Origin of the sequence: Glaciimonas sp. CA11.2 (assembly GCF_034314045.1) — a bacterium.
In the GTDB taxonomy this organism is placed as follows: Bacteria; Pseudomonadota; Gammaproteobacteria; order Burkholderiales; family Burkholderiaceae_D; genus Glaciimonas.
In genome coordinates, this window is record NZ_JAVIWL010000001.1 from 1 (window position 1) to 24,469 (window position 24,469).

Sequence of the window (24,469 nt, forward strand, 5' to 3'; positions counted from 1 at the left end):
GTAAGCGATCAATCATCCACGTCCCTTGCGGCATAAATTGATTTATGCCGGTGCCTGGTTCTTCAGCTGCAGATTCCAGGGCAACAGCGCTTCGTAGTCATCGACAGTATTGGCATAAGGCAGTGCCGTGAACATTTCGGTGAGATATTGGTAAGCGTCAATATTTCCCGCCTTGCACGTTTCAATCAATGAGTACAGATTGGCACTGGCTTTTGCGCCACCAACGGTATCGGCAAATAGCCAATTCTTGCGCCCGATCACGAACGGCCGAATCGCGTTCTCGGCCACATTATTATCGATCGGCCAGGTGCCGTTCTCGACATAGCGCGTGAGTTTGGGCCATTGCCCTGCCAGATACTGCAAGGCTTTGCCCAGCAATCCGCTCGGCGCAGTCGTTGCCAGATGATGGTCGAGCAAGACTTTGATCGCTGCCAACACCGCTTTGCTGTATTTCATGCGCAAACGTTGTCGTTGCAGCGCCGTCAATGTGCTGGCACGAGATTCTGCCGCGTACAGTTTACCGATCAGAGTAATGAATTGCGTGGCTGGCTGCTGCGCACTGCGCGCTTCCCTGGGCAGTACGGCTTCGGCTTCAATAAAATACCTTCTCACATGCGCCCAGCACGCTAAATGGACAAGTCCATTGACGGCCGATATCGCGTTATACGGCGCATAGCCGTCGGTCATTAACGCAGCGCCCGTGCGCACGCCGGCCCAGAGATCGGCCCCATGTTGGGTACTGCGTCCTGGCGCATAGCCGAATAGCCGTACCGGCGGACCGACGCCGCCGTTCATCTGAATCCACATATAACTCCTGGTTTGGGCTGCGCGCCCGGGCTCCTTGAGTACCTGCACCACCGTTTCATCGCCAAATACGACCTCACTGTCGAGCAAATGATCGCGCAGTAAATTAATCAGCGGTTGAACAGCAATCCCGATGCGCACCACACTGGCGGCCAGGGTATTGCGCGAGATATCGCCGCCAAAGCGTTTGATTAACGCCGCAATCCGGTACAGCGGCAAGCCGTCGATGAATTTGGCGGTAATGAACCAGGCCAGCGCGGCTTCGGTGAACAATCCCTTGGGAATAATGCGCAAGCGAGTCGGGGTAACTTTGATGCTTTGATCGCAGCAGGGACAGGCATATTTCACCCGCTCATGCCGGATCACGCGTACTTGCTGCGGAATAATATCGAGTTGTTCGCTGACTTCCACGCCGATTTTCACCAGTATCGCGCCATCATGCGCGCAGATACGGGCCGATTTTGGCAACGTGGTGCGAATGACTTCACGTGGCAATGCCGGGTCCAGTGGCTTGCGGCCCGGTTTCTTGCGCTGATGACCTGAAACGGGAATGTCTACTTCGCTCTCTTGCGATGGCAGGGCAGCGTGTGCGGCGAGCGCCTCCGCCTCATTGAGAAACAGGTCGCGTTGATCGGCGCTGCGCGCTTCGCTCTTTGCGCCGAATAATCGGCGCTGAAAGGCTTTGAGCTGTTCCTTGAGCAGATCGCGCTCGACTTGCATGACACGCAATTCACCGCGCACGATATCCCGTTCGCCCAGCACAGCATCGCGTTGCGCCAACGCAGCGTCGCGCTCGGCGATGAGCGTCTGAAATGCATCAGCGGTAAGCGAGGAGTGGAGCTGTGTAGGTGCCATGACTGACAACATACCGGAATGTCGCGCTAAATAGGTTTACGTCATTTCAACATAAGGGCGTTACCCGTTGTTTACCGACAACAATCGAATGAAACTGCACTATTTGTCTTAGCTCGCCCGCGCATAGCTGCGCAGCGGATGTTTGTGCATGGCGCTGAGGTCAATGCCATCGAGCAGCCAGTGTAATTGTTCGACGCTCAGTTCCAGCAGCGCGGCTTCACGCGGCCAGGCGAAGCGGTCTGCCTCAAGCCGCTTGAACATTAACCAGAATCCGTTGCGATCCCAGAGCAAGAGTTTGATACGGTCGCGCCGCCGGTTACAAAAGACATACACGGCCCGGGCAAACGGATCGAGTCCTAGCGCCTGCTCGACGATGGCCGCCAGTCCGTTAATGCTCTTGCGACCATCGACCGCATCCCGGTGCACATGCACCTTCAGTCCCGGGTCAAGGCGGAACATGGCAACTGGCAAAGCATCTCAAGGAGCGACAATATCTCGTCGCGGGTCGTGCAATTGGCATCGATATCAATGCCGTTGGGCAATCTCGCACGCAGCGTGGGCATCGTCACGGGCGTTGCAGTGTTAACTGTCACCACAGGAATAAATGCAGAAAGCAGTGCCGGGACACGCGTCACCTTCATCGGGGCCGCACCGCTTTTGCGTTGATATTGGACAATCCACTTACGTAACAAATTGGCATTGAGCGTATGCTGGTACGCCAGTTTGGCCACCGATACCCCAGGCTGAAAACTGGCTTCCACTAATTCGCGTTTGGCCCGTGGGTCATACTGACAACGACCATTCCGTAAGCGCTTGACAATCAAAGTACACGATAAGCCGAAGTGATTCTCTTCCATAGCTGTCCCCTTATTGTGGACACCATCATCACGATTCTCGGTACGATTTACCAGACGTACTCAAATGATCGCTTACGATACTACAGATTGCGAGAGCAACTCTGTTGTACTATAATTTTCCGCTTTGGTCGAGCGCCAGCGCTGACGACGGCAGGTGAATTTTTCGGATGGCAAGCGTCCAGCGTAGACTATAGAAAAAGAGGGCTCTGCCCTCCCAGTGAGGCAGGCGTCCAGCCTGACCACGCGAGGTGAATTGGCGTCCTGCCCTGCGTTCAGCAGAGCAACAAGCCAAGAGGATGGCTTCCTCTAAGCAAACGCGCCCTAGCGCGATTGCTTGCCAATGACGCAGTCATAGATAACGGAGTTGGGTAAGTATGATCGGAAAGCTTCATTTCTGATCATACTTATCCAACGCAGTGATCGTTTCATTTAGCATTGTATGGCCAGTTTTCCAAAGCGAAGACTGGAAATCTGGCCAGATGTCGATCTGTGATCGGTACTCGCTCTCCTGCTACTGGCACGGACTTAATCAATCCAAATATACGTGACAAACGCGGCGCGAATTCTGGATGCGGGCAAACGTAGTGCACCATCGCATAGTCGCCTCGCTTAATCGATTGCAAGTAAATCGCCATGATTACTTCATAACGTTTCAGAGTTTTGATGGAACGTTCGACCTCGATTGCAATGGTGCGGCCTTGAGGATCGGTTGCCACGGCGTCCGGGCGTTTCTTGATATTCATCGGCAAACAATGACCTGGTATCCAATTTGACCATCCAGCGCGTTCGGCTGCCAGCCGTGCACGTTGGACATCCAGATAGTGGTGGATGGTCATGATCGATACCTTACTGGGCTCAAAATATTGGCGCACTTCCATCGCCTCCGCCTCATCCCAGGAGAATGCCAAGCCTTGAGACGTGATCCCCCATAGGCTTAATCGTAGTTCTGGCACCTTATGCCGAAAGATCATTTGATCCCGCTCCATCTGCTGAAGTGTCTTGAAGGTGGCGGGTTCGGATAATTTGGTGATCGACGTAAGGTTTGCAAAATTGCTCCATGTTTCATCACGCAGAAAATGCAAAATCGCTGATCGCTTGACCTGAGAGCGGGTGCGCCGCTCCTCGAATGAATTAATCAACATCGAGCATCGACTGGGCAAGTGTTTGTGTGTTTCGGGGCAAAAGCTTAGATGCCTCAACTCCCCCACCCAATTTATTTGACATAAATTGGATCGGCTGGGTTGCTAATACACTTTTAACAACGGGGATAGGAGAGGTAAAGAAAAATTGTGCCAATCCGGCACCAAACAAGACAGCGCAACGATCAGGCAATGCTTGCAACATGTTGGTATCTACCAAATTGCGCTCAGCCTGCCGGAGAGACCGCCCATTTTCGCGCACCTCAGTTAGCCCGGTATTCGTTTTAACCTGGCGGATTTCATCGTCAACCAAGATACTGCCACTCATCCTTGCCAGCCAATCCGCTGTATCGGGATCTTTGACTGCGTAAGAAATTTTAATTGCACAGTTTTCATTGATCGACGATACCACCGACTCAGGGTCAAGGTCGGCAGGGCAATCACGCAAGTCTCCAAGCGATTGGTGCGCGATAATGACGTGCGCACCTTTGTCACGGATAGCACCTAGCGCTTCCAACGAGGGACGTGAAATCAAATATTTAAATTCGTCCATGAAAATGCACACATGCCTTGCTTTCTCACGGGCTCTAGACTCTATATGCTGCATGACCGACAAAACAAAAATACGTTGTAACTTCAAAATTCTTGGATTGCGCATAGAACCGCGCACATAGATCACAGCCCCTTTTTGAATCAGTCCAGCAAGATCAACCCCTATTTCTATATTAGTGGCTTGGATTAAACTGATCTCTTCTAAGTCGGCAACAAATTTCTTACCGGCCTCCGCTATTACCGATTGCGTTTCCAATAGTTTTAGATACGCTTGCGTTAAGGTAGCGCAATTTGATTGTGTAAGGCCGGCGGTTATTCGTGCAGCACGCCGATCATCCAACCGATAAAAATCGGCATCGGTACCTTTTTCGCCCAATGAGAAACCTGCGGTAAACAGCTCCTCAATTTCATGAGAGGTTTTGTTATGTAGTGGGTTCCATTGAGGAACGTTCGCCATTAGATCAATGTAGACGTATGGGACGCGTGCGTCTTGCGCTGCATTCAGCATGACATGCGGAAGAAATTCGTCGTTCTTTGGGTCCAGGATAACAATCGATTCTCCCGCGTAAAGCGCTTGAGTCAGTAAAACTGCCGCTGCTACACCTTTACCGCTACCGGTGGTTCCCACCACATCGAGGTGTGATTTTCTCCACTTCTCCAACGGAATATACACGGGGCGCTTCTGTTCATCTAACCCAAAGAAAATTCCCTTCTTAATGTTGAAATAATCGCGAGGAACATACTTCTTTTGTGCATTAGGCAGATGCACCGCAATTTGCCGGATATCTGTCTTCCGATTTCGTTCCAGGCTACTGGTCTTAGTCAGCCGATTTGAAATCCGTTCAAATTTTGGTGAGCTATATCTGATTAAAAGAACGATTGCAGCAACCCCGATTACAGCGCCAGAACAAAAGGCCAACAGATGATAATTATCTAGGCGCACTTCTTGACCACTCAGTTGGATACTCAGATAGGGCAATGCAAAATAAAAACCTGGTTGAAAGATGAATAGCAAAAATGCTATTCCGCCAAAAAACCCAGCAACGGAATTTTTACGAAATAACCAAGTGAGTATCAAACAAATGCCAAAAGCGACGCCAACCACAAGCCATAATTTTTCGACATAATCAATCCAAACATTGACGAACCTGATCATTAAAATATTTATTCGCAACATGTTAAATCCTTTGATAAGTAAAACGTTTTTTTAATAATTTTATGCAAGCTTCTCACCTCGTAAAAAATTATTTTTCAAAGATTTTCATTAAACTGAATTCTTATCGATAAATTTTTCTTGCAATGCCGCTCTTTTTTCTTTTAGGTGATCAACAAAACTGGCAGGAAAATGACAAAAATTTTGATCAAATTGGACGCTATCCATATTTGCCAGCTCTTTTTCAACCTTGTGATTCATTTCCTTTTCATGATTGAGCGCATTTAAACTATGTTGTAAATTAATGGACTTAGCTACCCGGTCGGTTTTTACAGAAACACCATCTGCGATTACAAACCGTTCAATGTTTTCAACAAAATGTCGGCATAACGGTACGACACCATTTTTCAATTTTCCTTTCCTTCTTTTACCTTCAATTTCGTCTAAAACATCCTGTCTTTGAAGTTCGGAAATTCTTTCTATGAGTTTTTTAATTTCTGATATTTCATTTTCAGATAATTTTGGATAGTCGAGTTCAGCCAATACGACGGTAGTGTTTGTTGTATCGATAAAGTTATTTGTATTGTTATCGTTACCGGCTCCTCTATCCCTAGCGTATGGATAGGGTATCGATACGGTATCTAAATAATCCATGATTTCAAAAGAAATGGATTGTCTTAAACTATCTTTTGCAGGAATACGTACCAAGAAATCGTCTATAAAATCAGTTCTCCAAATAATAGGAATTTGTTCAATCTGTTCAAAAGTCCGTTGGCGTAATGTGGTGGCGATTGCCATCTTTGCCGAATTATGATCCCACCAAATTTTTACCCATATAAACCCGCTTTCCTCCTCAAATTTAATAACATTTGCATTGTTTAGACGTGTCAATACGGGGACAAGTTGATCGGCAGTCCAGCCCATTTCAGCGGCGGCAATTTTTAAGACCACTTTATAAACACCTACGATGTTTGAAAATGGGGAGGTTAAAAGGTAAAAAAGCGTGGCTTTATCTTCCTGTGTTTTATCCGCAATTTTGGTTGAGCGCCAAAATTCAGCATCATTAATCGTTCGTTGTCTTCCCATGATTTCCTCATGAATTTATCTTTGTAAATAGATTTTCAGGTTGCGAATTTAATCTAAAAATGTGGTTTTACTTTTTTTATTTTGATTATGCTTTTAGACCGATAGAACCTCAGTACTGCGAGGTCGACCTCTTCTGTGCACATCTGTTTGCGCATTTTTCACACCATTCACTCGTCGCTTGTTTGCAATCTCGCTAAGCCATTGTCTAATATCTTCAACAAACCAACATGCACGTCGTTTTCCCGGAAAGGCTGTTGATGGGAGCTCGCCGCGATATGCCATTTGAGATATGGCACCTTCGGATGTACTTAGAAGTGCCGCAAGCTCTGAGCGTGAAATGATTGCCTCAGGTGCCATTTTTCCGAATGCTTCCCTGAAGTCGGTTGAAATTTTTACCATTTGAGATCACCATTGATTTACAGTTATAGTGTTATTAAGATAGGATCATTTAGAAGTTTAAAAAAGGGCCAGTTTTTGCTGATGAGGGTTTCTACGTGAATAAAAAAGGACAGAAAAACATGGGGAGGCGCTTAAAGCCAGCGTTGAACCGCTTTTCTTCAATGCTCATCGAAGAAGCACTCGAATTGAGTTCACTGACAATCGAACAATTGGATGAGGTTTTGGACTTTACACCTGGCATAGCAGGAAGCTATTTGCACCAAAAAAAAGATAGAGGTCCGCAAGCCGGTTCAATACAAGAATTGGAAAATCGTGTCGCTAAGTTAGTTAAACGAACTGCACACACCATAGTCGTAGAAAATACCTATAAAGTTATTTTCGAAAATTATCGATTTCCGGATAGCATTGAGGGGAAGCCCGCTGACAATCTTAATCTACGAAAGTACGCACCCTTTTGTTATGAACTTCGTTATGAGGACAACTGGCCTACGTTTAACGACTTGAAGCATAAAAATGGAAATTTCCCCATTTTTATTACCCCTGATAGGTCGATCCGTAGCATATTAAAATATGGCGCATACGATGAGTTGCCAATAGATTTTTGTCATTTTTCGTTTCAATGGGGCGTGCTTTGGGATACAGGAATTCCATGGCTAAAACGCGAATCGTTTGGCATTAGTCCCAATGCCCATATCGACTCATTCCTGCCAAAGCTGACGGAAAAAAGAATAAGGTACAAAAAATCTGAGTGTTTTCTATCCCGTACGATAGAAGGACGTGAATTATTATCTGAATTGAAAAAAACGACGGAAATGGGTTGTGATAGTTCGAAAATTAAATCAATTTATGAGAGGATTTTAACTGCTGGAGAAATCGCAGAAAAATCCTATATAAAATTGTCAAGCCCCACCCAAGACGATGAAAGTACTGAATATGTTGTCAGTAAGCAGTTTCTCATAAGGTAATGTCCAACTTAGGCAAGTCTGCCGGAAATTTGCCGGAGTGACGCAGTAGTGGTCAGCAATTTCAAGTCATCAGGAATGATGAAATCTCTTGTTATATGGAGAGAGCACTGGTAATCTTACCGTAGCTTGGTTTGACTGTTAATCCGCAGGTCCCTGGTTCGAGTCCAGGTCGGGGAGCCAGAATACATAAGGGCCTGCAAGCAATTGCAGGCCCTTTTCGTTTGTCCTTTTAGACTGTTTGTTAGACAGTGTCTAATACTCCTTCCAAATACAGCCCCTCAAACTTGTTCCGCAATACCCATTTTGCGTTCATAGAAACATCTGTAGATGAAACTAATAATGGCTTTACTCGCAAAGCGGATTATTAAACATCATGCCGTGGATGGGGTGGACGAATCGAGTTCCAGACTATCACGCTCAAAGTTGAGAGTTGGTGGTAACTGGGTCAGTAAATCTTGTGACCGCTCCAGTTGCAAACAACAGCGCTGTTAATTTGCTCCAGCGCTACTGGCTGCCGCTGCTCAAGCGCCCTACCAAGATCACAATTATCCACAACGAACTGAGTTCTGGCCAAGTCAAGTTCACGCGGGAACCCAATGAGGGCACGATGAGCAATTTGTCCCTCAATGTGCTCACGCAGCACCTCATAGACCTCAGACACCATTGACCATACATTACGATTGATTTGCTGGTGTAGTGGAAAGGAAAGTACTAATAAGCCTTCAGTCATAGTGGCACGAACATCAACTTCATCCGCTGGCAATATTTTATTATTCCTCTTATCAAAAACATCAAGCACCCAGCGACGAAACTCTGCCGCTATAGCGTAACGTCGAAAAGCTAAAAATATTTTTTGGAAAAATGGCGCCGCTGGGAATAGAGCCAAAACATATTGCGCAGTACCTTGATCTTGGTGCCGAAAATGATCGTCCAGTTCACGCCAATAGAGAAAAGGCATGCGTGTTTTACGTGGTTAATTCGCACGGGCGAAGGCGGTGTTAAATTAAATCCCTGTTCTGGTGTGCGTCGAAACAAAGAAACGCCACGAGAGCGCTATGTGGAGCACGGCGAATTTCAAGCGGCACGCAAATTAGCAGTTCGTCAAATTCGTGGTTTGATGGACCTCATATGATCAATCTTAATCGCAACCGTAGGTTAACAAATCATTTTTAATAACATATATGTTATAATGCAGAACATGAGTTACACGATCACCTACTATAGTCAAGAAGTTGAACTCAACATCCTGGAACTACCCGAAACCCTGTTAGCTCGGTATTTTAGTCTGACTGATCGTATGGAGACCTATGGCTCTAACTTAGGTGAACCCCATACTAAAGCCTTCGGTGATGGTCTCTTTGAGTTGCGCTTGAAAGGCGCTGAAGGTATCGCTCGCGTCTTCTACTGTACTGTAATTGGCCGCGAAATTGTTATGTTGCATAGCTTCGTAAAAAAGACACAAAAAACACCCCTGAAAGAAAAACGTATTGCAGAAAATCGCATGAAGGAGTTTAAAAATGGCATCTAATCATTCACTATCACCTATGACTCACGCACAACTCAAAGCCAAAGCCCTTGAGAACCCTGCCGTTCGTGCGGAATACGAACGGCTGAATCGAGAAGAATTCGCTATCTTGGATGAGATTCTCGCTGCCCGCAAAGCGGCAGGACTGACCCAAGCACAGATCGCTGAGCGCATGGGAACCAAAGCACCCGCGGTCGCCAGATTAGAAAGTGCACTGGCGTCAGGAAAACACTCCCCGAGCCTCAGTACCTTACGTAAATACGCCACGGCGCTAGGCAAACGTCTGGAAGTACATCTCGTGTAAAACTCATCGCAATACACAAAACATAAAGCATAAATCCGACTATAACGTCGGATTTATGTTGTGCGAACTGCTAGCTCAAAATTGATTAACATAATTTATAAGGCGAAATATATTTCGAGTCGTCCAATGAGCAACCGAAATCGACCATACATAGCCATCGAAAGTGATATAACGATTAAAACTTGCTTTAGACGTTTACCTCCCCTACCAGATTGTCATATGGACAACGGCTACTACAAGAGGTATCGTTCACTTGCCATGGTGATACGCCATCATGTAACGCCGTTTAGAAGGATGTAAAGTGCACATCGAAGACATGGTGAGCCCTTATCAAAGCGAGGTATTTCCAGAACGGATCACAGGCACCTCGTTCACTGAGAATTCCCTGTCGCCCTTCCTCGATCCTTGCTGCTGCGGCTTGTAAATGCTCAGTTGCCAGTTTCGCGTTCCGATCCACCATCACACGCGATTTCCGGCTTCCCAAATACTCCAGTTCCTCACAAGACGTTACCGGCTGACGATGCCATGATGCCCATGTATTCCGGGGATCATGAAACCTGAAATCTTCTATCTCTACTCTCTTTAGCGCGTTATGCCATGCGGTGTTGGTCACATCCCGTCGGATAGGTTTGCCACGATACGTAAAGCAGGACTGCGGATACTGACCAATTTGTTTCTGTAACACGGCCACTGCATCGTGATTCAGTGGCACCCCTTGCGACGTGCCATTTTTTGTGAGATTCAACTACGCGGTATGCCGAATCAAACCCACGTACAACACACTGGCAGAAGACGCGGGCACGCGGGTGCTGTAATGCGCTGAGGTTGCATTCGATTGCTTCCTTCGTACAAACGTTGGCGTTGGCGTTAGTGAAGTGCATGCAGGTGGAAATTTCATCCTAATCTTCACCAAATAGGCTGACGAGTGTCCTACCGTCCTCACGCAAGCGCTGGCTAAACTTGTCCATCAAATGGGCAATGCATTCAATATCGATCAGGGCTTCTTTTTGCGCGTATTTTGGCTTCCATTTTTCGACCGGATAGGTTGCATCGAAACGGATGGCACTTTCCAGCATGTCGGTTTTAAACTGCGCGTACATACCTTTTGATAATGACCACGCATGGCGATTGATACGGCTTCTTAATTCGACATTCGAAGGCGCGAGTGGATGAGGGGGCGATGCCAGCCCCGCCTCCATGCGATTGAATGCGTCGATGTAGGCCCGTTTACATTGCAGCGCTTTTTTGCCGGTGAAGCCCATCGTCAATAAAGTAAAGCCGTCTCTGGCGATCTGAAATGCACGCTCTTTGCGAGTGGCACCATGACCGATTGCGACCTCAATTAACCTCTCCTCAAAGTTGAGGTCATGCCAATCTTGGGGGCAATCTTCTTTTAAAAACGCAATGGCGCTGAGTACCTTGTCGTGACGTTGACGAAAATGTTTCGCAACTTGCGTACTAGTTGCGGTGACTTTGCCGCGGATGACCGTTAAGTTGGGGACGAACGGAATGGCGGCGAAATTAGCCATGAAGTGCTCCTCTTTGAGACTTATGAAAGTCCAGCAATTCTTTTCTAAGAGAATTGGTGGGCGCGAGTGTTAGAAACTTGTAAAGAGCCAAGCGAGCAGTATTCCCCTTGCGGGTCTTGTATTTCTGCTCCACCGCGCCCATAGAAGCTATAGACGTAAAAAATGCCACTGACTGACGGGGTGACATTCCGCTCTTTATTCGTGTTTCTACGCACTTAACTGAAATATACGCCGGGTCTTTGCTGCTTGTCAAATGCAGTTCACATTTGGTGATGGAAATGGATTCACCTTCCTGAAAGCTGTGATCATTCAAAAATGACGATGGCTGCTGCGCGAGAAATGCCTGTGATCCTGCAACGCTTATTAGCAGCGAAATGCACCAGGTTAGTCGTTGTATCTACCGCCTAGCGCACGGATGCCATTCTCCCGCATGAGCCTCTCTATCCGCTCTTTACCAGCAGTGAAACCGCGCGGCCGCAATTCCTCAGAAGCTATTTAACAAACAAGGGAAATTAATAGTGAAAGTTGTTAGCTTTGATATTTCTGATCGTCAAAACAATGCGTTGGAACGCTTGGAAGCTTTGAAGTTTTGACTGGTATCCCAGTATTGGGTTTATAACCCCATGACCGTAATGTGATTTTTATCCTTCCAATAGCTGCGCCACCAAACAAGCATTCCGCGTCAGTTAAGTTGGCTTTCGGGAGACGCGCACGCAAGGACAATAAACTCACCATTACGGGCACCACATTCGCACTGCAACAGTGCGACTGCAGTATTTTCGCGTCATCTTGGGGTGACCAGCATCACCCTGTACCCATCGCGTTGAGACTCGATTGCATCATGCAACGCAGAATAAATTTATTATGAATCAATGACTTACGAGCTGTAGTGATCAATTGGGCGGCTAGTCACAGGACGATGGCATGATGATTGCTAGCATAAGCTGTTATAACAAGTTATGTCAGTTATCGGGTTTCCCTTTATATTCACTGAAAGGAACATATATCGTGCGTATTTTTCTATTCATTCTGGCCTTCCTCACAATGCTCTCCTCGTCAGCATCGGCACAGCAAAATCAATTACGCGTCGGCTATCAAACAGGCGAAGTAAATGTGCTCTTGACCTATGCAGCCAAAGCCGGGCTGTTCGAGAAGCAGAAGCTTGACGTCAAATTGATCCCCTTCCCGGCAGGCCCCGCGATGCTACCCGCGTTGGCGTCCAAGGAAATCGATCTGGCATGGATGGGCGAATTCCCGAGCGTCACGGGATATTCCAATGGCATGCCAATCGAGATTTTGTCGATGGAACGGCTCGACTATACAAATATACGCGTGGTCGGCAATCCGGCTGCCGGTATCAAGAGCGTCGCTGATCTCAAAGGGAAAAAAGTTGGCGTCTCAGTCGGTTCTTCGAGCCACTATCATTTGGTGCAGGCACTTACCCAAGCGGGCCTGAAGCAGTCAGATGTCACGATAGTCAACCTTTCTCCAGCAAACATGCCGCCTGCCTACATCGCGGGGCAAATAGATGCGGCAGTCACTTGGGAGCCGAGCGTCGGCGTCATGGAAAAAGCCGGCGCGCATACAATTGCCACGACACGCTCACTGGGCATGATCACCGGCGGTGTCTGGGTCGGGCAAAAGGACCTGAGCCGCAAGAATGCTGAAGTATTGCAGGCCTTCCTCCGCGCATGGCGGCAAGCGCAACGTGATTATGTCGCCAACCCCAAGGCAGTGCGCCAATACGAAGCCAAGCGGATCGGACAAACTCCCGAAGAATTTGACGCCCTCATTGCGCGACAGTCGGTTAGCAATCCAAGTTTCGAAGAACTTCTCACAGCTGACTTCATGGGAGCGCCGGGTAAGGAACTCGATTCAAGATTGATGAAGCACTTGCAGGGCATCGGTGCATTCCTGGTATCGGAACATCGTATCAAGGAAGAGCCAAAAGACTGGGCATCGCTGTTCAACACCGCACCGATCCAGAAAATCATCGCATCGGAAAAAGCCAAGTAACACTGCGTCCGATTCGCAAAATAATCCTGGCCACAATCGCTTTACTTACAGCAATCAACCTGACGAGCATCCAATATGAATGACATGACCAATATTAAACAGCTCACCATGAGCGACCTTGAACAAAAGATCGTCAATGCCATTCACTACGAAGACTGGCTAGCGTTGACGTCGGATCTGGTGACGACCGGGCAACCGGATTCCGAAAATCCACTGGATCCTGACCTGCCATCCGGCTCGGAGGAAAAAATCGCCCTATGCGTGGCGGCCAAACTGCGCGCCCTGGGCCTGGATGTCGAACTGCATGAGAAAGTGCCGGGCCGCCCCAATGTAATCGGCACCTGGGTCGGCAAGGGCGACGGCCCGACCTTGATCCTCAATGACCACCTCGACGTCTATCCGGCGGGTGACCCAAGCGCATGGCATATGACGAACGGCAATCCGTATAACCCAACCGTATCGGGCGACAAATTGTACTCAAGAGGCACGTCCGATACCCGGGGAAACCTAGCCTGCACGCTGCTGGCAGTCAAGGCGCTGCGTGACAGTGGGGCACAGTTCAAGGGCACGTTGAAGTGCATCTATACCGTCGACGAAGAGAAGCACGGCCCGAATGGAGCGATGTATCTGCTCGATGAATTGGGCATTCGGGCGGATTACGAGATTACGGCGGAACCGTCCGGCTGGACGCGCGGCCCCAACGACTGGGGCATCGGCATTGCAGTCGCGCACTCGGGTAACTGCATCCTGGAAATTAAGACGGAGGGTACGAAATCGCATCTCTGGCGTCCGGACACCGGCATCAATGCGATCACCAAGATGAGCAAGCTTCTCGCTGCCCTTGAATCGATCCAATTTAAACACCAGGCACCCACCTACTACGGTGGCACCATGCCGATGATTTGCCCAACCAGAATCGCTGCCGGCGTGCCGCGCGAGATGCAATTTACGCCGGCGGAATGCAAAGCCGTCATCGCCGTCGTCGGCATCGTTCCCGGTATGACGCTGGATTCGGTCATGGTGGATATTCAATCCGTTATCGATCGGCTGGCAAAGGAAGACCCATCATTTACTGCGTCGGTCCGCCAGTTCCCCAATTCGCTGTTTGTGCCCGCCACGGAAGAAGTGCCGGAAAAGTCCGAACCTGTCGCCGCACTCACGGATGCCTATCAAAAAATCCTGGGAGAGGCACCGGTCTACTATCGAAAAAATGCGTATTGCGACACGATCCGTTTTTCTCATGCAGGCATTCCCTCGGTGACCTTCGGTCCCGGTGAGGATGGATGGCCACCGGTCAACGAATATATCCACACGCCCAAGGCGGTCCCAGCCACGCAGATTCTTGCAATCGCGATGCTGCGCATCCTCGGCGAAGCTGAATAACCAAAGCAGATAGGTCACAAATGGACATGTCCAGTTCCCTTGCGCTCTCTCCACAATCGCTTTCGCAAAAGGCAGCAGATGTTGCACGATCTGCCAAGCCGATTCTGCGGTTCGATCAGGTCGGACTTGAGTATGACGGTCGCGACGTATTAAAAGATTTGAGCTTTTCCGTCAATCGCGGAGAAGTCATTACCATATTGGGGCCATCCGGATGCGGGAAGACGACGATGCTCAATATCGTCGCTGGCTTCCTGCAGCCAAGCAGCGGTCTCGCACTGGTGAACGACCGTGAAATTGCCGGACCAGGTCCTGACCGAGGCGTGGTCTTCCAGTCTTATGCATTGTTTGACTGGATGAGCGTAGAAGATAACATCGCATTCAGCCTGCGGTGCGGGGGCAAGAGCAAGCAGGAACAATTAGCGGTGGCCACGGAAATGGCGGCGCTTGTCGGCCTGCAGGGATTTGAAAAAAGCTTCCCGTATCAACTGTCCGGCGGCATGCGCCAGCGTTGTGGACTGGCCAGGGTATTGGCCGCCCACCCCAGCGTGATGCTCATGGACGAGCCATTTGCTGCGGTCGACGTGCAAACCCGCGAAACGCTGCAGGAAGAGATCCTGCGCATCAAGACGGAAACCAAATGCACGATCATCTTCATCACGCACAGTATCGATGAAGCGGTCTTCTTGGCGGATCGCGTATTCCTGATGCGCAAAGGGCGACTGGGCGCATTCGACGAATTTGTGGTCGATCTGCCGGAACCGCGCGGTTCCGCGGACAACAGGCTGCATCCGGAATTCCTGTCGATCCGTGAAAAAATTTATCGCACAATGCGTGCGGATGCATCCTGAAGCCTGCTAGGAGAATATGTTGAAAGCCAAGGAAAGTTTCAAATCAAAACGGCAATACTGGATGCTCGTGATCGCTTCGCCGTTGTTGATCTTCATATTGTGGTTGGTAGTATCGAAAGCCGGATGGGTGCGTCCGATCCTGTTGCCTACACCTGCTGAAGTTGCAACCAGCTTTTATGACATGGTGGTGAATGGTTATTCCGGCGTGAGCCTTTTCATTCATTTGATGGCAAGCCTGACTAGAGTGGGAACAGCATTCTTGCTCGGATCGGTATCGGGCATTGCCATCGGCATGCTGCGCGGACGAATCAATAACGTCGACGCGGTATTTCTGGTACCGAGCGAGATGCTGCGGCCCATACCGCCGCTCGGCTTGATTCCCTTGTTCATCCTGTGGTTCGGTATCGGTGAACTGTCGAAAGTGCTGCTCATTTTAATCTCCGTATTCCTGATCATGATGGTCAGCGCGCAAGCCGGGACAAGAAGCTGCCAGGCGGATGCCATTCGGGCCGCGCAAACCTGCGGCGCCAGCCGCTATCAAGTCTTTCGGTTCGTCGTGTTTCCGTCGGCGCTACCGCAGATCATGACCGGATTGCGGGTCGCGTTGGGAACGGCATTGTCGATTCTAGTCGCGTCGGAATTGTTGGGGGGTGATCGCGGTCTCGGCTTCATCGTGCTGGATGCCGCGAACTTTTTCCGTACCACTTATGTTTTTGCCGGAATTATCGTGATCGGAATTGTCGGGTTTATATTCGATCGCATCCTGGCGTATGCCGGTCGTCGCGTTGTCCATTGGGAAGGTCGTCGATGAAAACTATTCGAAACGGGAGTCGTCATGCCGTCGCATCTTAAAAAACTTGAAACCAAAAAATTGATTGATCTGAAGACCTCGCCGATTCCGTTTTATGCACAGGTGCGGGATGCGCTGCGACAGAAAATTCTGGACGGCGCACTGAAGCCGCATCAGAAAATGGCGTCGGAAAGCCAGATGATTGAAACCTTCGGCGTGAGCCGCATCACTATTCGCCGGGCGCTGCATGAACTCGAAAATGAGGGCTTGATATTTGGCGTGAGTGGAAAGGGGACGTTCGTTTCAAAGCCCAAGGCATTTCAGAACCTCACGCACCTGCAAAGCTTTGGCGAGGCGATGCAGGCCCATGGATACGAGACATTTTCCAAGGTCATCAGTCTGAAAGAATTGCGTGCTAGCGATCATGTCGCAGAAAAGCTAAAGGTGGCAAAGAACGCGAAGGTGAGTGAGATCAAGCGAGTACGCTATTTGAACCGCGACCCGGTTTCTATCGAGACAAGCTACTTTCCGGAGGCAATCGGGCGCCGTTTGATCAAGGAAGACCTGACCTCAAAAGACATTTTTCTGATTCTTGAAAATGATTACGGCATTGTCCTTGGGGACGCCGAGCTGGTGGTCGGCGCGTACTTGGCGGATGACTTGCAAGCCCGCCTGCTGGGCATGGAAAGCGGGTTCCCGATGTTGCACATCGAGCGATTGACCTCTGCGGCAAATGGTCAACCAGTTAGCTATGAGCATCTTTACCATCACGGGGATTCCTTTAAATACAAGGTCAGGGTCGAACGTAGCCCAAGCAAAGTCAAAAAATAATCTCCTGTCTCGCGCTGTTCTTGTTGTTCTCGTTGTAAATAGCGCTGTTTGAATGAATGATGAATGAATTAAGGCACATCAAAGTGGACATGAAGCGTATTGATCTTGGATTTTCGTCGTTGCAAAACGGTTATAAGGAGCACTTGTTCACGCCTATGGACGTGGTGCGCGAAGTATTTCGCCGCATTCGCGAACGCGGCAACGACCATGTATGGACCGAGCTTGTCAGTGAGCAGGCAGCGATCAGCGAAGCAGAACGCATGTTTGCCGACGTGCGTTTCGGCAAAGCGCCACCGCTATTCGGCATTCCATTTTCTGTAAAGGACAATCTGGATGTGGCTGGCATGCGCACCACTTGCGGTTGTGACGGATTTGATCGTTTTCCTGAGATAACGGCAACCAGCGTCTCGAAGGCAATAGCAGCAGGCGCCATCCTGATCGGCAAGAATACGCTTGATCAGTTTGCCACCGGATTGAACGGCACGCGGACGATGGGCGGCTACTGTCGCAACGTATTTGACGAGCGCTATATTCCGGGCGGTTCGAGTTCAGGTTCCGGTGTCGCGGTTGCGGCGGCCTTGGTGTCGTTTTCACTCGGGTCCGATACCGGTGGTTCAGGGAGGGTGCCTGCCGCGATGAATAATATTGTCGGCGTCAAGCCGACTTTGGGCTTGGTCAGTAGTACAGGGCTAGTCTATAACAATCGCTTCTTCGATTGTGTGCCGGTGTTTGCCCGCACGGTTGAGGATGGATACGCAGTTTTGGAAACGATCCGCGGTTTCGATGAAACAGATGACTTCAGCCGCAGCGATGCCGATGCCTTTTCGCTGAAAGTCGAATTGTCCGACAACTTCAACTTTGCGATACCCGATGCGAAGCAGCTGGAATTTTTCGGAGATTCTCACGCTGAGGCAGCGTTTGCAATGGCGATTGAAACAATGAAGATGATCGGTGGTCGGCCGGTCGAGATTGATTTCTCGCTATTCATCGAGGCTGCACACTTGCCCTTTGACAGCGGATTGTTGGCTGAACGTGCGGTAAGTTATGGAGACGTCGTGGCTGCAAGACCGGAAACGGTACATCCGGCAGTCGCCGCGATGATACGCACGGGTCTGGCGTACTCCGGTACCGAGACCGTGCGGGCCATCTACAAGATGAACAGCTTGCGCGGCAAGGCCAGAAAATTGTTCCAGGAATTCGATGTGCTGATGACGCCTACGGTTGGCCGCGCATACACTTGCATAGAGCTTGAGGCTGATCCGATCGGGCTCAACAATAACATCGGCTATTACACCTACTCAGTCAGCCCGCTAGATCTTTGTGCGCTTGCGCTGCCAGCCAGCATACGGGATGACGGCATTCCGTTTGGTATTTCACTGTTGGCAACGGCGGGCAGAGATGGGGTCTTGCGCACCCTTGGCGAGCGGTTTCAAAGGCAGGTGGGTCTGAAGCCCGGCGTCGACCAGAAGAGCTGGCCGGTTGTCGGGATGGACAGGCAGGCCCGATGAATGCGTTTTTCTTTGTGGCAAACCTGGGACAATTTTCTTACTGTTTGGTAGTTCTGGCGATCGCAGGCTTCGCCCAGGGTACGTTCGGTCTTGGATTTGCCATGATTGCGACACCGTTGCTGGCGCTGACGCTTGATTATCGCGGTGCGGTTTTTCTGGCAGCGGTTCCGCTGTTGTTCGTTGCGGTTTCATATCTGATCGTGCAGTGGCGGCAGGTCATATCAGAGCCGCTTACAAGAGGCATTACCCCGGGCCTGATATGTGGAAGTGTTCTAGGGGTATGGGTTCAAACCTCGCTTCCCCAGTACGCTGCCCTCGCATTGCTGGCGATATTGCTGGCAGGAAGTGCTGCGCTTCCGACCATTTTGCAACGTTCGCTGGCGCTGCGGCGAAAGAGCGCCAACACGTCACCAATGCTGTTCGGTGCCTTCGCAGGTTTGACCGATACGGCACTGAACGTAGGCGCTCCCTTTATTGTTCTCTATGGCGGGTTGAATAAGCTCAATCGCTTGCAGCAACTGCTGGCATTGAATTTGTGTTTCGCAATTGGAAAAACAATCCAGGTGACGTTGACCACTGCCGCAACGCCGATGCCGATCACAATCGCGTACCTGAGTTGGGGGATATTGGCTTCACTTGTCGCCTATCTTGCGGGCGCACGGATGGCGGGGCGATTTTCTGAAGCCGGATTCAGATGCGCCCTTAATTTGTTTCTGTACGTGATGGCATGTGTCATTGGATATAGAGCGATAGCACAAGCGATCATCCACTAATTGATGTCGAGGATAGCCAATAAGCCGTCGGCAAAATTATTCACAATAAATAATTATCAGCTATTCAAAAGTCGCCATTTTCACTACTCATCACCCAAGACGGATTTGATGGCCGTCACAAAAAGACGGCGGAAACAATTTATTTCGAGCTCATTTTTGATACTGCCGTCCGTATTGATACGAAGCCCTTTTTGCGCAAGCCAGGTGCTGTCAATGCCCTTCTTGAGCGCTCGAAGCAGCCGAGGTGACAATGCCCTGCCGACGTCGATCGGGATGACGGCTGACGTCTGGTGAGTAGCGACTGGCGGCGAAGTAGTTCGCCCGCCCAGTGAAGCCCCAACTTGGATGTTCTTAAATGCTGCGTGCAAGTTGTCATTTACCACCTTGAGCCACTTACCTTCCTCCAGCGCCATGCGCAATGTCGCCCGAATACCCGGATCGGTAATCATATCCAGAGCTTGCTCCACATTGGACTTTGTTTTTGCCACATAACGCGTCGAGCCACTTGCTGCATTGGCATATGCCGTGATGATTTCCCGAAAGTGGACGCCCTGAGCATTGCGGAGACTTTGCGTCTTTGGGCCGCCAATCACTTCAAGGCGCCGCTCAACCTCTGCCATAAGACGCGGGTACGTAGCTGCTGTAATGCGCTGAGGTTTGATCCTGCGCATATTGACTCACTCCACTGGCTTTGGTGACCTAGGCAGAACAACTCCAACTTTCCAACTCCACGGACAATGCAAAATCCACGAACAGATCGATTCTGCTGACCTTGGGCGGACTGACGTCACCACCATTACGATTGATCTCACGGCTAATAGTCGACGGTGCTCTCCCAAGAGAACGTGTCATCGAGCGGCGCGTTTCTCCTGCTACTAATGCTCGTGATATTTCTTCGCGTTCAGCCAGACTCAGCGCCAGCCTGGATCGACTGCGTATTGCCGGACTTCTTCCGCCCGTCGGTGCCAGTACATTAATTACGGACGAATGGTTTCGTTTAAATAGCTCACCAATACTCTGGAGTAGTGTAACCTTCCAGACAGCGCTTCCACATCAATTCTTTTTGACTTTCTGAATAACAGATTCGCGGTCTTTGCTTCATTTGCAACTTCTAAAGTGTTGTATCGACCGGTTGAATCCGCCGCCAAAAGCGGACATCTACCCCACGTCAAGGTTGCTGTTCGAAATCCACGATTTCGACATCGTGATCTGGAACAAGTGGTTTCCCGAATGCTTAGCGCCAAAGTTAGCCTGCAACACCTGCTGTCAGCGACGCGAGGGAGATTGCCATCTTTAATGAAGTGACAAGTTCTGGTTGTCCGACGAACGCAAGGTTCGTAAGGAAGACAGGCATCGTAAATCCAATCCCACCGAGCAGACCCGCTCCGAAAATATGATGCCAACTCCCATCTAGCGGCAATTTTCAAATACCCAGAGCAAAGGCTGTGAAGCACATCAAGGTAATGCCTTATCACTTGACTATTAATAGTCCCGCAGCGATGCCGATGCTATTTATCGGAGCAAGCTCTGACCCGCCTGCCGATGCTAACCAATAGCCGCATCGGGGAATTGCTGCCGCACCACTGGATATCGGCCGACTATTCTTTGCCATCATGGCCAGGTCAAGTCCAAACCAAGCATCCTGCTAAGGACGAAGGTGACGAAGCCCAGGCCAAGGAGCGATAGCACGAAGACTGCGGCTACCTTGCCGCCCGCACGTAGCACTGCGGGTATGTCCCTCTCCTTCGTCCCTTGATCGTAATGCCACTTGATGGCGAAGAACATGCCCGCGCCCAACACGAGAACCTTGAACGCAACTAAGACTATAGGGATCCAATCCATGATTTTCAGTATTTCCAGGCTATTACTTGACACTATCTATCGTGAGGAGTACTACCTCAAAACGCTGCTTCCGCAGCTTCATTTTTGGGCAAAGGGAAAGTCATGACGAACGAGGTCAAAACCAAGTCCCGTTATGTGTATGGCGTAGGTGCAGACGCGCTTTATCAGACCAATATCGTCGAGTGCCATCACGCGTTCCAGATCAGCCGGTAGGGCAAAGCTCCCAAGCATCCTGTTTGAATCTTTCATACCATCTACCTTTCAAATAACAATGGCATCCAGCGGGGTGATTTGCCGAATGCAGATGAGTGAGGAGAAAACGTCAGCGACTGCCATGCAAGGATGGTCTTACTACCATTCTAAGGTATTCTACTTGAAAGTAATTTCCATACATTGAGACAAAATGTCCCAGTTGATAACCATGCAAGATGAAAATTTGCCAATCTTGTTGCCGCGATTGGCCGTGCGGCGTTCACATTTTTTGCACATTGCGGATGCGTTGAAGGCTGCGGTGGTAAACAGATCGCTGAAACCGGGCGACCGTCCAGCTCCGCAGCGCTTGTTGGCAGCACAGCTGGACATCTACCTGACGACGATTACGCCCGCATACGAAGCCAGATGCCGCAACTTGTTGAAGGGCCGCGGCGCTCGAGGCACTTATGTCGCCGCGCCGAAAGTCGAATTGACCTCGAACCTCGACCTGAGCATGAATAGCCGTGTAGCACAACGTCGGCTATCGGTCGTTTCTGGACGAAGTTTCATAAATAGAATGACAGGTTCAAGTCGTAACTACCTTATATAAACATCACTATTTCCAGAAGATATTTTTAAAAAAATTGTCTAAGTAAAGGTCGAACTCCCATTGATTACGGGGCTAATAATAAAATCAAAAATGCATTTTTATTGGACAGCGATCACCCGTTAATCCGCAGGTCCCCGATGCGAGTACAGGTCGGGGAGCCAGAACATTAGTAGCAGAAAAAAAGAGTTACCAGCTTAGGCTGGTAACTCTTTTTTTCGTGCGTACTCCGCAATTAGCGCATTGCACGACAATGCCTACGGTGCCATCCCGCATAAGTTCGTGCGACAAAATAATGGTTCTGGAAGCGGGAATATCTTTAGAGCGTGCGCTGTTCCCGCTACTGGTTTTGGTGGACCGACTCGGCGTCATCGGCGTCGTTGATCTGCCCGCTCGTATGGGACGCAACTACACCACGGTCAGCCGAAAGGTTGCGAAGCGGGAAAGTCTCGATAAGTTAAGTTGCTGAATGCGTAGTAAGGAACCGTTGTAAAGCCGTATTAAAAGGGGCACCGGTCCTTTGTGGCATGTGCCCTCCTCCCGAGATAATAAGACGCTCCCCGCCCAATCTCTGAGCGAGACGATCGGTAATGGCTTCGTACGCGGCACTGTGACCACCGGAAATATGAAGCATTGGAAACAGGGCTTTTTTCAAAAGAAGCTCAGGGACGATAGCCTCGGCAGGAAAGCGAAAATTCTTTAAGTGACTGGCAAATACTTTTAGCGGCGGCGGCAAGGGATCGGGTAATAGTTGATTTGGTTGAATGATGCGAAAAAGAGACCGCAGCGCGTTCTCATCGTCATCAGGCAGATGGGCTGCGAGACCTAAAACCGCATAATGGAAAGCCGTTACATCAGGATGATCGATGGCGATGCTACTAGTGCCGGACTCAATGATGGTCAAAGAGGCGATCTTTGCAGGATGTTTAACCACTGCTAACATGGCAACTGCGGCACCATATGAGTGCGCCACAATATGATCACCCTCCTCAATAAGTTCTGCGATATAAATGCTGTCACGCTCGAAATCCTCGCTGCCGAGCCAGGGACTTCCACCATACCCAGGACGCGCTGGCATAACCAGACGCCAGTTGTCTGACATAGGCCATTGCGCCTCCCAAGCCATTGCTCCACCGGCTCCACCGCCGTGAACAAAAATGATGCGGGGACCTTTGCCGCGCTCTTCTACGATCATTCCTCCTGGACCCACATATCGCATTTCATCCATTCTATATTCCTCTTATTCACCAATTATGTTTTACATAAGCGTTGGAAAACGCCATCGATATAAGCGATTTAAATTACCTGTAATACTTAACCCGGAACCACCTCGCACCACATGTGAGCGTATTTTAAGTCTATGTAAAACGCATTGTAGTGAATATCCAGCCACTCGCTTGCGCACCTTTATATCGCCCGTAAACGTGGAAACAATGCCAAGGCATTTTTACGGGCGATGGCTTCATGCTCTACATTTTTTAAGCTGCTGAGAGTACGAAACGCTTCGACATTGGCATTAATGCCCTCCTCCGGCGTGAAAGGATAATCGCTGCCGAAAAGTATATGCGTGAGCGACGTCAGGTGGCGCAGACCGTCGATCATGCTGTCTCTGGCCGATCCTGCAAGATCGTAATAAAGTGAAGCAAGTACCTTACGCACCTCTGCGGCACCACCAGCAGGTCGCTGCGCCAGAAACGGTAACGAAGAGAATGACGCTATTCTGTCTGCTACTGCAGTTAATGCGCCACCTGCATGTGGAATGATCATGCGAATATCCGGGTAACGCGTAAGCGTGCCAGCAAATATCAGATCGGTAACGGTGCGCGCCGTATCCATCGGAAATTCCAAAATCGGTGCTGGCCTTCCTAATCCCACTGCCTCAAAGCACGCTGGCGAGGTGGGATGCAAGAATAACGTTGCCTTGCGCCGATTGAGTTCAGAGAAAATAGGATCAAGGCGCTGGTCGCCGAGATAAATCCCATGGACATTGGTTTCCATGACAACGCCGTCGAGGCGCAAATGGTCAAGTGCATAAGCAATTTCTGCAAGAGATGACTGAATATCAGGAAGAGGTAATGTCCCAAAGACGCCAAAACGTTGTGGATTACGTTGTGTCAGATCCGCCGCAAATACGTTCACCTCGCGCGCCAGCCTTTGCCGCGCTGGCGCATCGTTAAGAAACCCCACACTTGGCGATGATATCGATAATATTGACGTGTCAATATTATGTTTATCCATATGCGCAATCGCCCCCGCTTCGGACCAGGATGGCACCGGAAATCCGCCATCAAGTGTGATAAGACCGGCATCACTTAATGCATGCGCGTAACATGGAGGTAAGTAATGAGAGTGCACATCGATTAACCCACACTCGCACCGCTCTGCACACCCCGATGCAAGACGCATGATCGCACCCTCGTTGGGCTTATCATTCGACCCTGCCGGCCCGTTTTTGTGAATATCAAGACCACTCTCCATGCTCTTCATATTTTTTCCTTTATGCGGCTGCGT

Annotated in this window: 27 protein-coding genes and 2 pseudogenes; 12 read left to right on the forward strand and 17 right to left on the reverse strand. The window is 49.7% G+C overall.

Translation table 11 applies throughout. From position 1 onward, the window contains the following. Positions 1-42 precede the first annotated feature (42 nt). From tnpC to RGU75_RS00030, 6 genes are all read right to left on the reverse strand, one after another. Positions 43-1,659 carry an IS66 family transposase gene (gene tnpC / locus RGU75_RS00005; protein WP_322232225.1) on the reverse strand — a complete coding sequence of 539 codons (1,617 nt, stop codon included), beginning with the start codon at positions 1,657-1,659 and terminating at the stop codon, positions 43-45. Positions 1,660-1,767: 108 nt separating this feature from the next. Next, a complete protein-coding gene (gene tnpB, locus RGU75_RS00010; protein WP_322232226.1) occupies positions 1,768-2,118 on the reverse strand; it encodes an IS66 family insertion sequence element accessory protein TnpB in 351 nt (116 codons plus the stop codon). Continuing rightward, the gene (locus RGU75_RS00015; protein ID WP_322232227.1) at positions 2,094-2,516 is read right to left on the reverse strand and encodes a transposase; all 423 of its coding nucleotides are present in this window, start codon (positions 2,514-2,516) and stop codon (positions 2,094-2,096) included. Before RGU75_RS00015 ends, tnpB begins: the two co-directional genes overlap by 25 nt. 425 nt (positions 2,517-2,941) lie before the next feature. After that, positions 2,942-3,658: a MobC family replication-relaxation protein gene (gene mobC / locus RGU75_RS00020; protein WP_322232228.1), complete on the reverse strand. Its 717-nt coding sequence runs from the start codon at positions 3,656-3,658 to the stop codon at positions 2,942-2,944. Continuing rightward, positions 3,648-5,384, reverse strand: a complete 1,737-nt coding sequence (locus RGU75_RS00025; RefSeq protein ID WP_322232229.1) for a type IV secretory system conjugative DNA transfer family protein — start codon at positions 5,382-5,384, stop codon at positions 3,648-3,650. Before RGU75_RS00025 ends, mobC begins: the two co-directional genes overlap by 11 nt. A gap of 87 nt (positions 5,385-5,471) precedes the next feature. Then, complete coding sequence (locus RGU75_RS00030) at positions 5,472-6,446, reverse strand: hypothetical protein (RefSeq protein WP_322232230.1); 975 nt, start codon at positions 6,444-6,446, stop codon at positions 5,472-5,474. A 494-nt stretch (positions 6,447-6,940) separates the two neighbouring features. On the opposite strand from RGU75_RS00030, the gene RGU75_RS00035 reads away from it, so the two are divergent. Beyond that, the gene (locus tag RGU75_RS00035) at positions 6,941-7,810 is read left to right on the forward strand and encodes a hypothetical protein (RefSeq protein ID WP_322232231.1); all 870 of its coding nucleotides are present in this window, start codon (positions 6,941-6,943) and stop codon (positions 7,808-7,810) included. A gap of 445 nt (positions 7,811-8,255) precedes the next feature. Here RGU75_RS00035 and RGU75_RS00040 read toward each other — a convergent pair whose 3' ends face one another. Then, positions 8,256-8,768, reverse strand: coding sequence for a hypothetical protein (locus RGU75_RS00040; RefSeq protein ID WP_322232232.1), 513 nt, complete (start codon positions 8,766-8,768; stop codon positions 8,256-8,258). A 240-nt stretch (positions 8,769-9,008) separates the two neighbouring features. Here RGU75_RS00040 and RGU75_RS00045 point away from each other — a divergent pair, with 240 nt between their 5' ends. Further along, positions 9,009-9,338 carry a type II toxin-antitoxin system RelE/ParE family toxin gene (locus RGU75_RS00045; protein ID WP_322232233.1) on the forward strand — a complete coding sequence of 110 codons (330 nt, stop codon included), beginning with the start codon at positions 9,009-9,011 and terminating at the stop codon, positions 9,336-9,338. Continuing rightward, positions 9,328-9,639, forward strand: coding sequence for a helix-turn-helix domain-containing protein (locus tag RGU75_RS00050; protein WP_416186766.1), 312 nt, complete (start codon positions 9,328-9,330; stop codon positions 9,637-9,639). The genes RGU75_RS00045 and RGU75_RS00050 overlap by 11 nt, the downstream gene beginning before the upstream one ends. Before the next feature lie 286 nt (positions 9,640-9,925). Here the strand turns inward: RGU75_RS00050 and RGU75_RS00055 are convergent, their stop codons facing one another. Genes RGU75_RS00055 through RGU75_RS00065 form a run of 3 tightly spaced genes read right to left on the reverse strand, consistent with a single transcriptional unit; the run spans position 9,926 to position 11,168 of the window. Then, the gene (locus RGU75_RS00055; protein ID WP_322232234.1) at positions 9,926-10,384 is read right to left on the reverse strand and encodes a tyrosine-type recombinase/integrase; all 459 of its coding nucleotides are present in this window, start codon (positions 10,382-10,384) and stop codon (positions 9,926-9,928) included. Further along, positions 10,385-10,537, reverse strand: coding sequence for a hypothetical protein (locus RGU75_RS00060; RefSeq protein WP_322232235.1), 153 nt, complete (start codon positions 10,535-10,537; stop codon positions 10,385-10,387). A gap of 1 nt (position 10,538) precedes the next feature. Next, positions 10,539-11,168: a Rha family transcriptional regulator gene (locus RGU75_RS00065; protein WP_322232236.1), complete on the reverse strand. Its 630-nt coding sequence runs from the start codon at positions 11,166-11,168 to the stop codon at positions 10,539-10,541. Positions 11,169-12,176: 1,008 nt separating this feature from the next. Here RGU75_RS00065 and RGU75_RS00070 point away from each other — a divergent pair. The 7 genes from RGU75_RS00070 (at position 12,177) to RGU75_RS00100 (ending at position 19,317) form a co-directional block, all read left to right on the forward strand. After that, positions 12,177-13,184 (forward strand): NrtA/SsuA/CpmA family ABC transporter substrate-binding protein, encoded by a 1,008-nt coding sequence (locus RGU75_RS00070; protein WP_322232237.1) that lies wholly within the window; start codon positions 12,177-12,179, stop codon positions 13,182-13,184. Between the two features lie 75 nt (positions 13,185-13,259). Then, positions 13,260-14,567 (forward strand): M20 family metallopeptidase, encoded by a 1,308-nt coding sequence (locus RGU75_RS00075; RefSeq protein WP_322232238.1) that lies wholly within the window; start codon positions 13,260-13,262, stop codon positions 14,565-14,567. Between the two features lie 26 nt (positions 14,568-14,593). Further along, the gene (locus RGU75_RS00080) at positions 14,594-15,415 is read left to right on the forward strand and encodes an ABC transporter ATP-binding protein (RefSeq protein WP_322232239.1); all 822 of its coding nucleotides are present in this window, start codon (positions 14,594-14,596) and stop codon (positions 15,413-15,415) included. Positions 15,416-15,431: 16 nt separating this feature from the next. After that, the gene (locus RGU75_RS00085; protein ID WP_322232240.1) at positions 15,432-16,226 is read left to right on the forward strand and encodes an ABC transporter permease; all 795 of its coding nucleotides are present in this window, start codon (positions 15,432-15,434) and stop codon (positions 16,224-16,226) included. A 24-nt stretch (positions 16,227-16,250) separates the two neighbouring features. Next, the gene (locus RGU75_RS00090; RefSeq protein ID WP_322232241.1) at positions 16,251-17,036 is read left to right on the forward strand and encodes a GntR family transcriptional regulator; all 786 of its coding nucleotides are present in this window, start codon (positions 16,251-16,253) and stop codon (positions 17,034-17,036) included. A gap of 89 nt (positions 17,037-17,125) precedes the next feature. Further along, on the forward strand, positions 17,126-18,544 hold the full coding sequence (locus RGU75_RS00095) for an allophanate hydrolase (RefSeq protein ID WP_322232242.1): 1,419 nt from the start codon (positions 17,126-17,128) through the stop codon (positions 18,542-18,544). Continuing rightward, on the forward strand, positions 18,541-19,317 hold the full coding sequence (locus RGU75_RS00100; protein ID WP_322232243.1) for a sulfite exporter TauE/SafE family protein: 777 nt from the start codon (positions 18,541-18,543) through the stop codon (positions 19,315-19,317). The genes RGU75_RS00095 and RGU75_RS00100 overlap by 4 nt, the downstream gene beginning before the upstream one ends. A gap of 83 nt (positions 19,318-19,400) precedes the next feature. Here RGU75_RS00100 and gmtX read toward each other — a convergent pair whose 3' ends face one another. From gmtX to RGU75_RS00120, 5 genes and pseudogenes are all read right to left on the reverse strand, one after another. Further along, positions 19,401-19,988, reverse strand: coding sequence for a gamma-mobile-trio protein GmtX (gene gmtX / locus RGU75_RS00105; RefSeq protein WP_322232244.1), 588 nt, complete (start codon positions 19,986-19,988; stop codon positions 19,401-19,403). A 118-nt stretch (positions 19,989-20,106) separates the two neighbouring features. Continuing rightward, a pseudogene (locus tag RGU75_RS00110) lies at positions 20,107-20,419 on the reverse strand (helix-turn-helix domain-containing protein); the annotation flags it as partial. A 144-nt stretch (positions 20,420-20,563) separates the two neighbouring features. Next, complete coding sequence (locus tag RGU75_RS23870; RefSeq protein WP_416186767.1) at positions 20,564-20,737, reverse strand: Na+/H+ antiporter NhaA; 174 nt, start codon at positions 20,735-20,737, stop codon at positions 20,564-20,566. Positions 20,738-20,928: 191 nt separating this feature from the next. After that, entirely contained in the window at positions 20,929-21,159 is a 231-nt protein-coding gene (locus RGU75_RS00115) for a hypothetical protein (protein ID WP_322232245.1), read from the reverse strand. A 78-nt stretch (positions 21,160-21,237) separates the two neighbouring features. Next, positions 21,238-21,408 carry a hypothetical protein gene (locus RGU75_RS00120; protein WP_322232246.1) on the reverse strand — a complete coding sequence of 57 codons (171 nt, stop codon included), beginning with the start codon at positions 21,406-21,408 and terminating at the stop codon, positions 21,238-21,240. A 172-nt stretch (positions 21,409-21,580) separates the two neighbouring features. Here RGU75_RS00120 and RGU75_RS00125 point away from each other — a divergent pair. Both RGU75_RS00125 and RGU75_RS00130 read left to right on the forward strand, forming a co-directional pair. Continuing rightward, a pseudogene (locus RGU75_RS00125) lies at positions 21,581-21,874 on the forward strand (PLP-dependent aminotransferase family protein); the annotation flags it as partial. Between the two features lie 379 nt (positions 21,875-22,253). Next, the gene (locus RGU75_RS00130) at positions 22,254-22,427 is read left to right on the forward strand and encodes a hypothetical protein (RefSeq protein ID WP_322232247.1); all 174 of its coding nucleotides are present in this window, start codon (positions 22,254-22,256) and stop codon (positions 22,425-22,427) included. Here the strand turns inward: RGU75_RS00130 and RGU75_RS00135 are convergent. Together RGU75_RS00135 and RGU75_RS00140 are read right to left on the reverse strand one after the other, a co-directional pair. After that, on the reverse strand, positions 22,416-23,186 hold the full coding sequence (locus tag RGU75_RS00135; RefSeq protein ID WP_322232248.1) for an alpha/beta hydrolase: 771 nt from the start codon (positions 23,184-23,186) through the stop codon (positions 22,416-22,418). The genes RGU75_RS00130 and RGU75_RS00135 overlap by 12 nt on opposite strands. A 179-nt stretch (positions 23,187-23,365) precedes the next feature. Continuing rightward, on the reverse strand, positions 23,366-24,445 hold the full coding sequence (locus RGU75_RS00140; RefSeq protein WP_322232249.1) for an amidohydrolase family protein: 1,080 nt from the start codon (positions 24,443-24,445) through the stop codon (positions 23,366-23,368). Positions 24,446-24,469 lie beyond the last annotated feature (24 nt).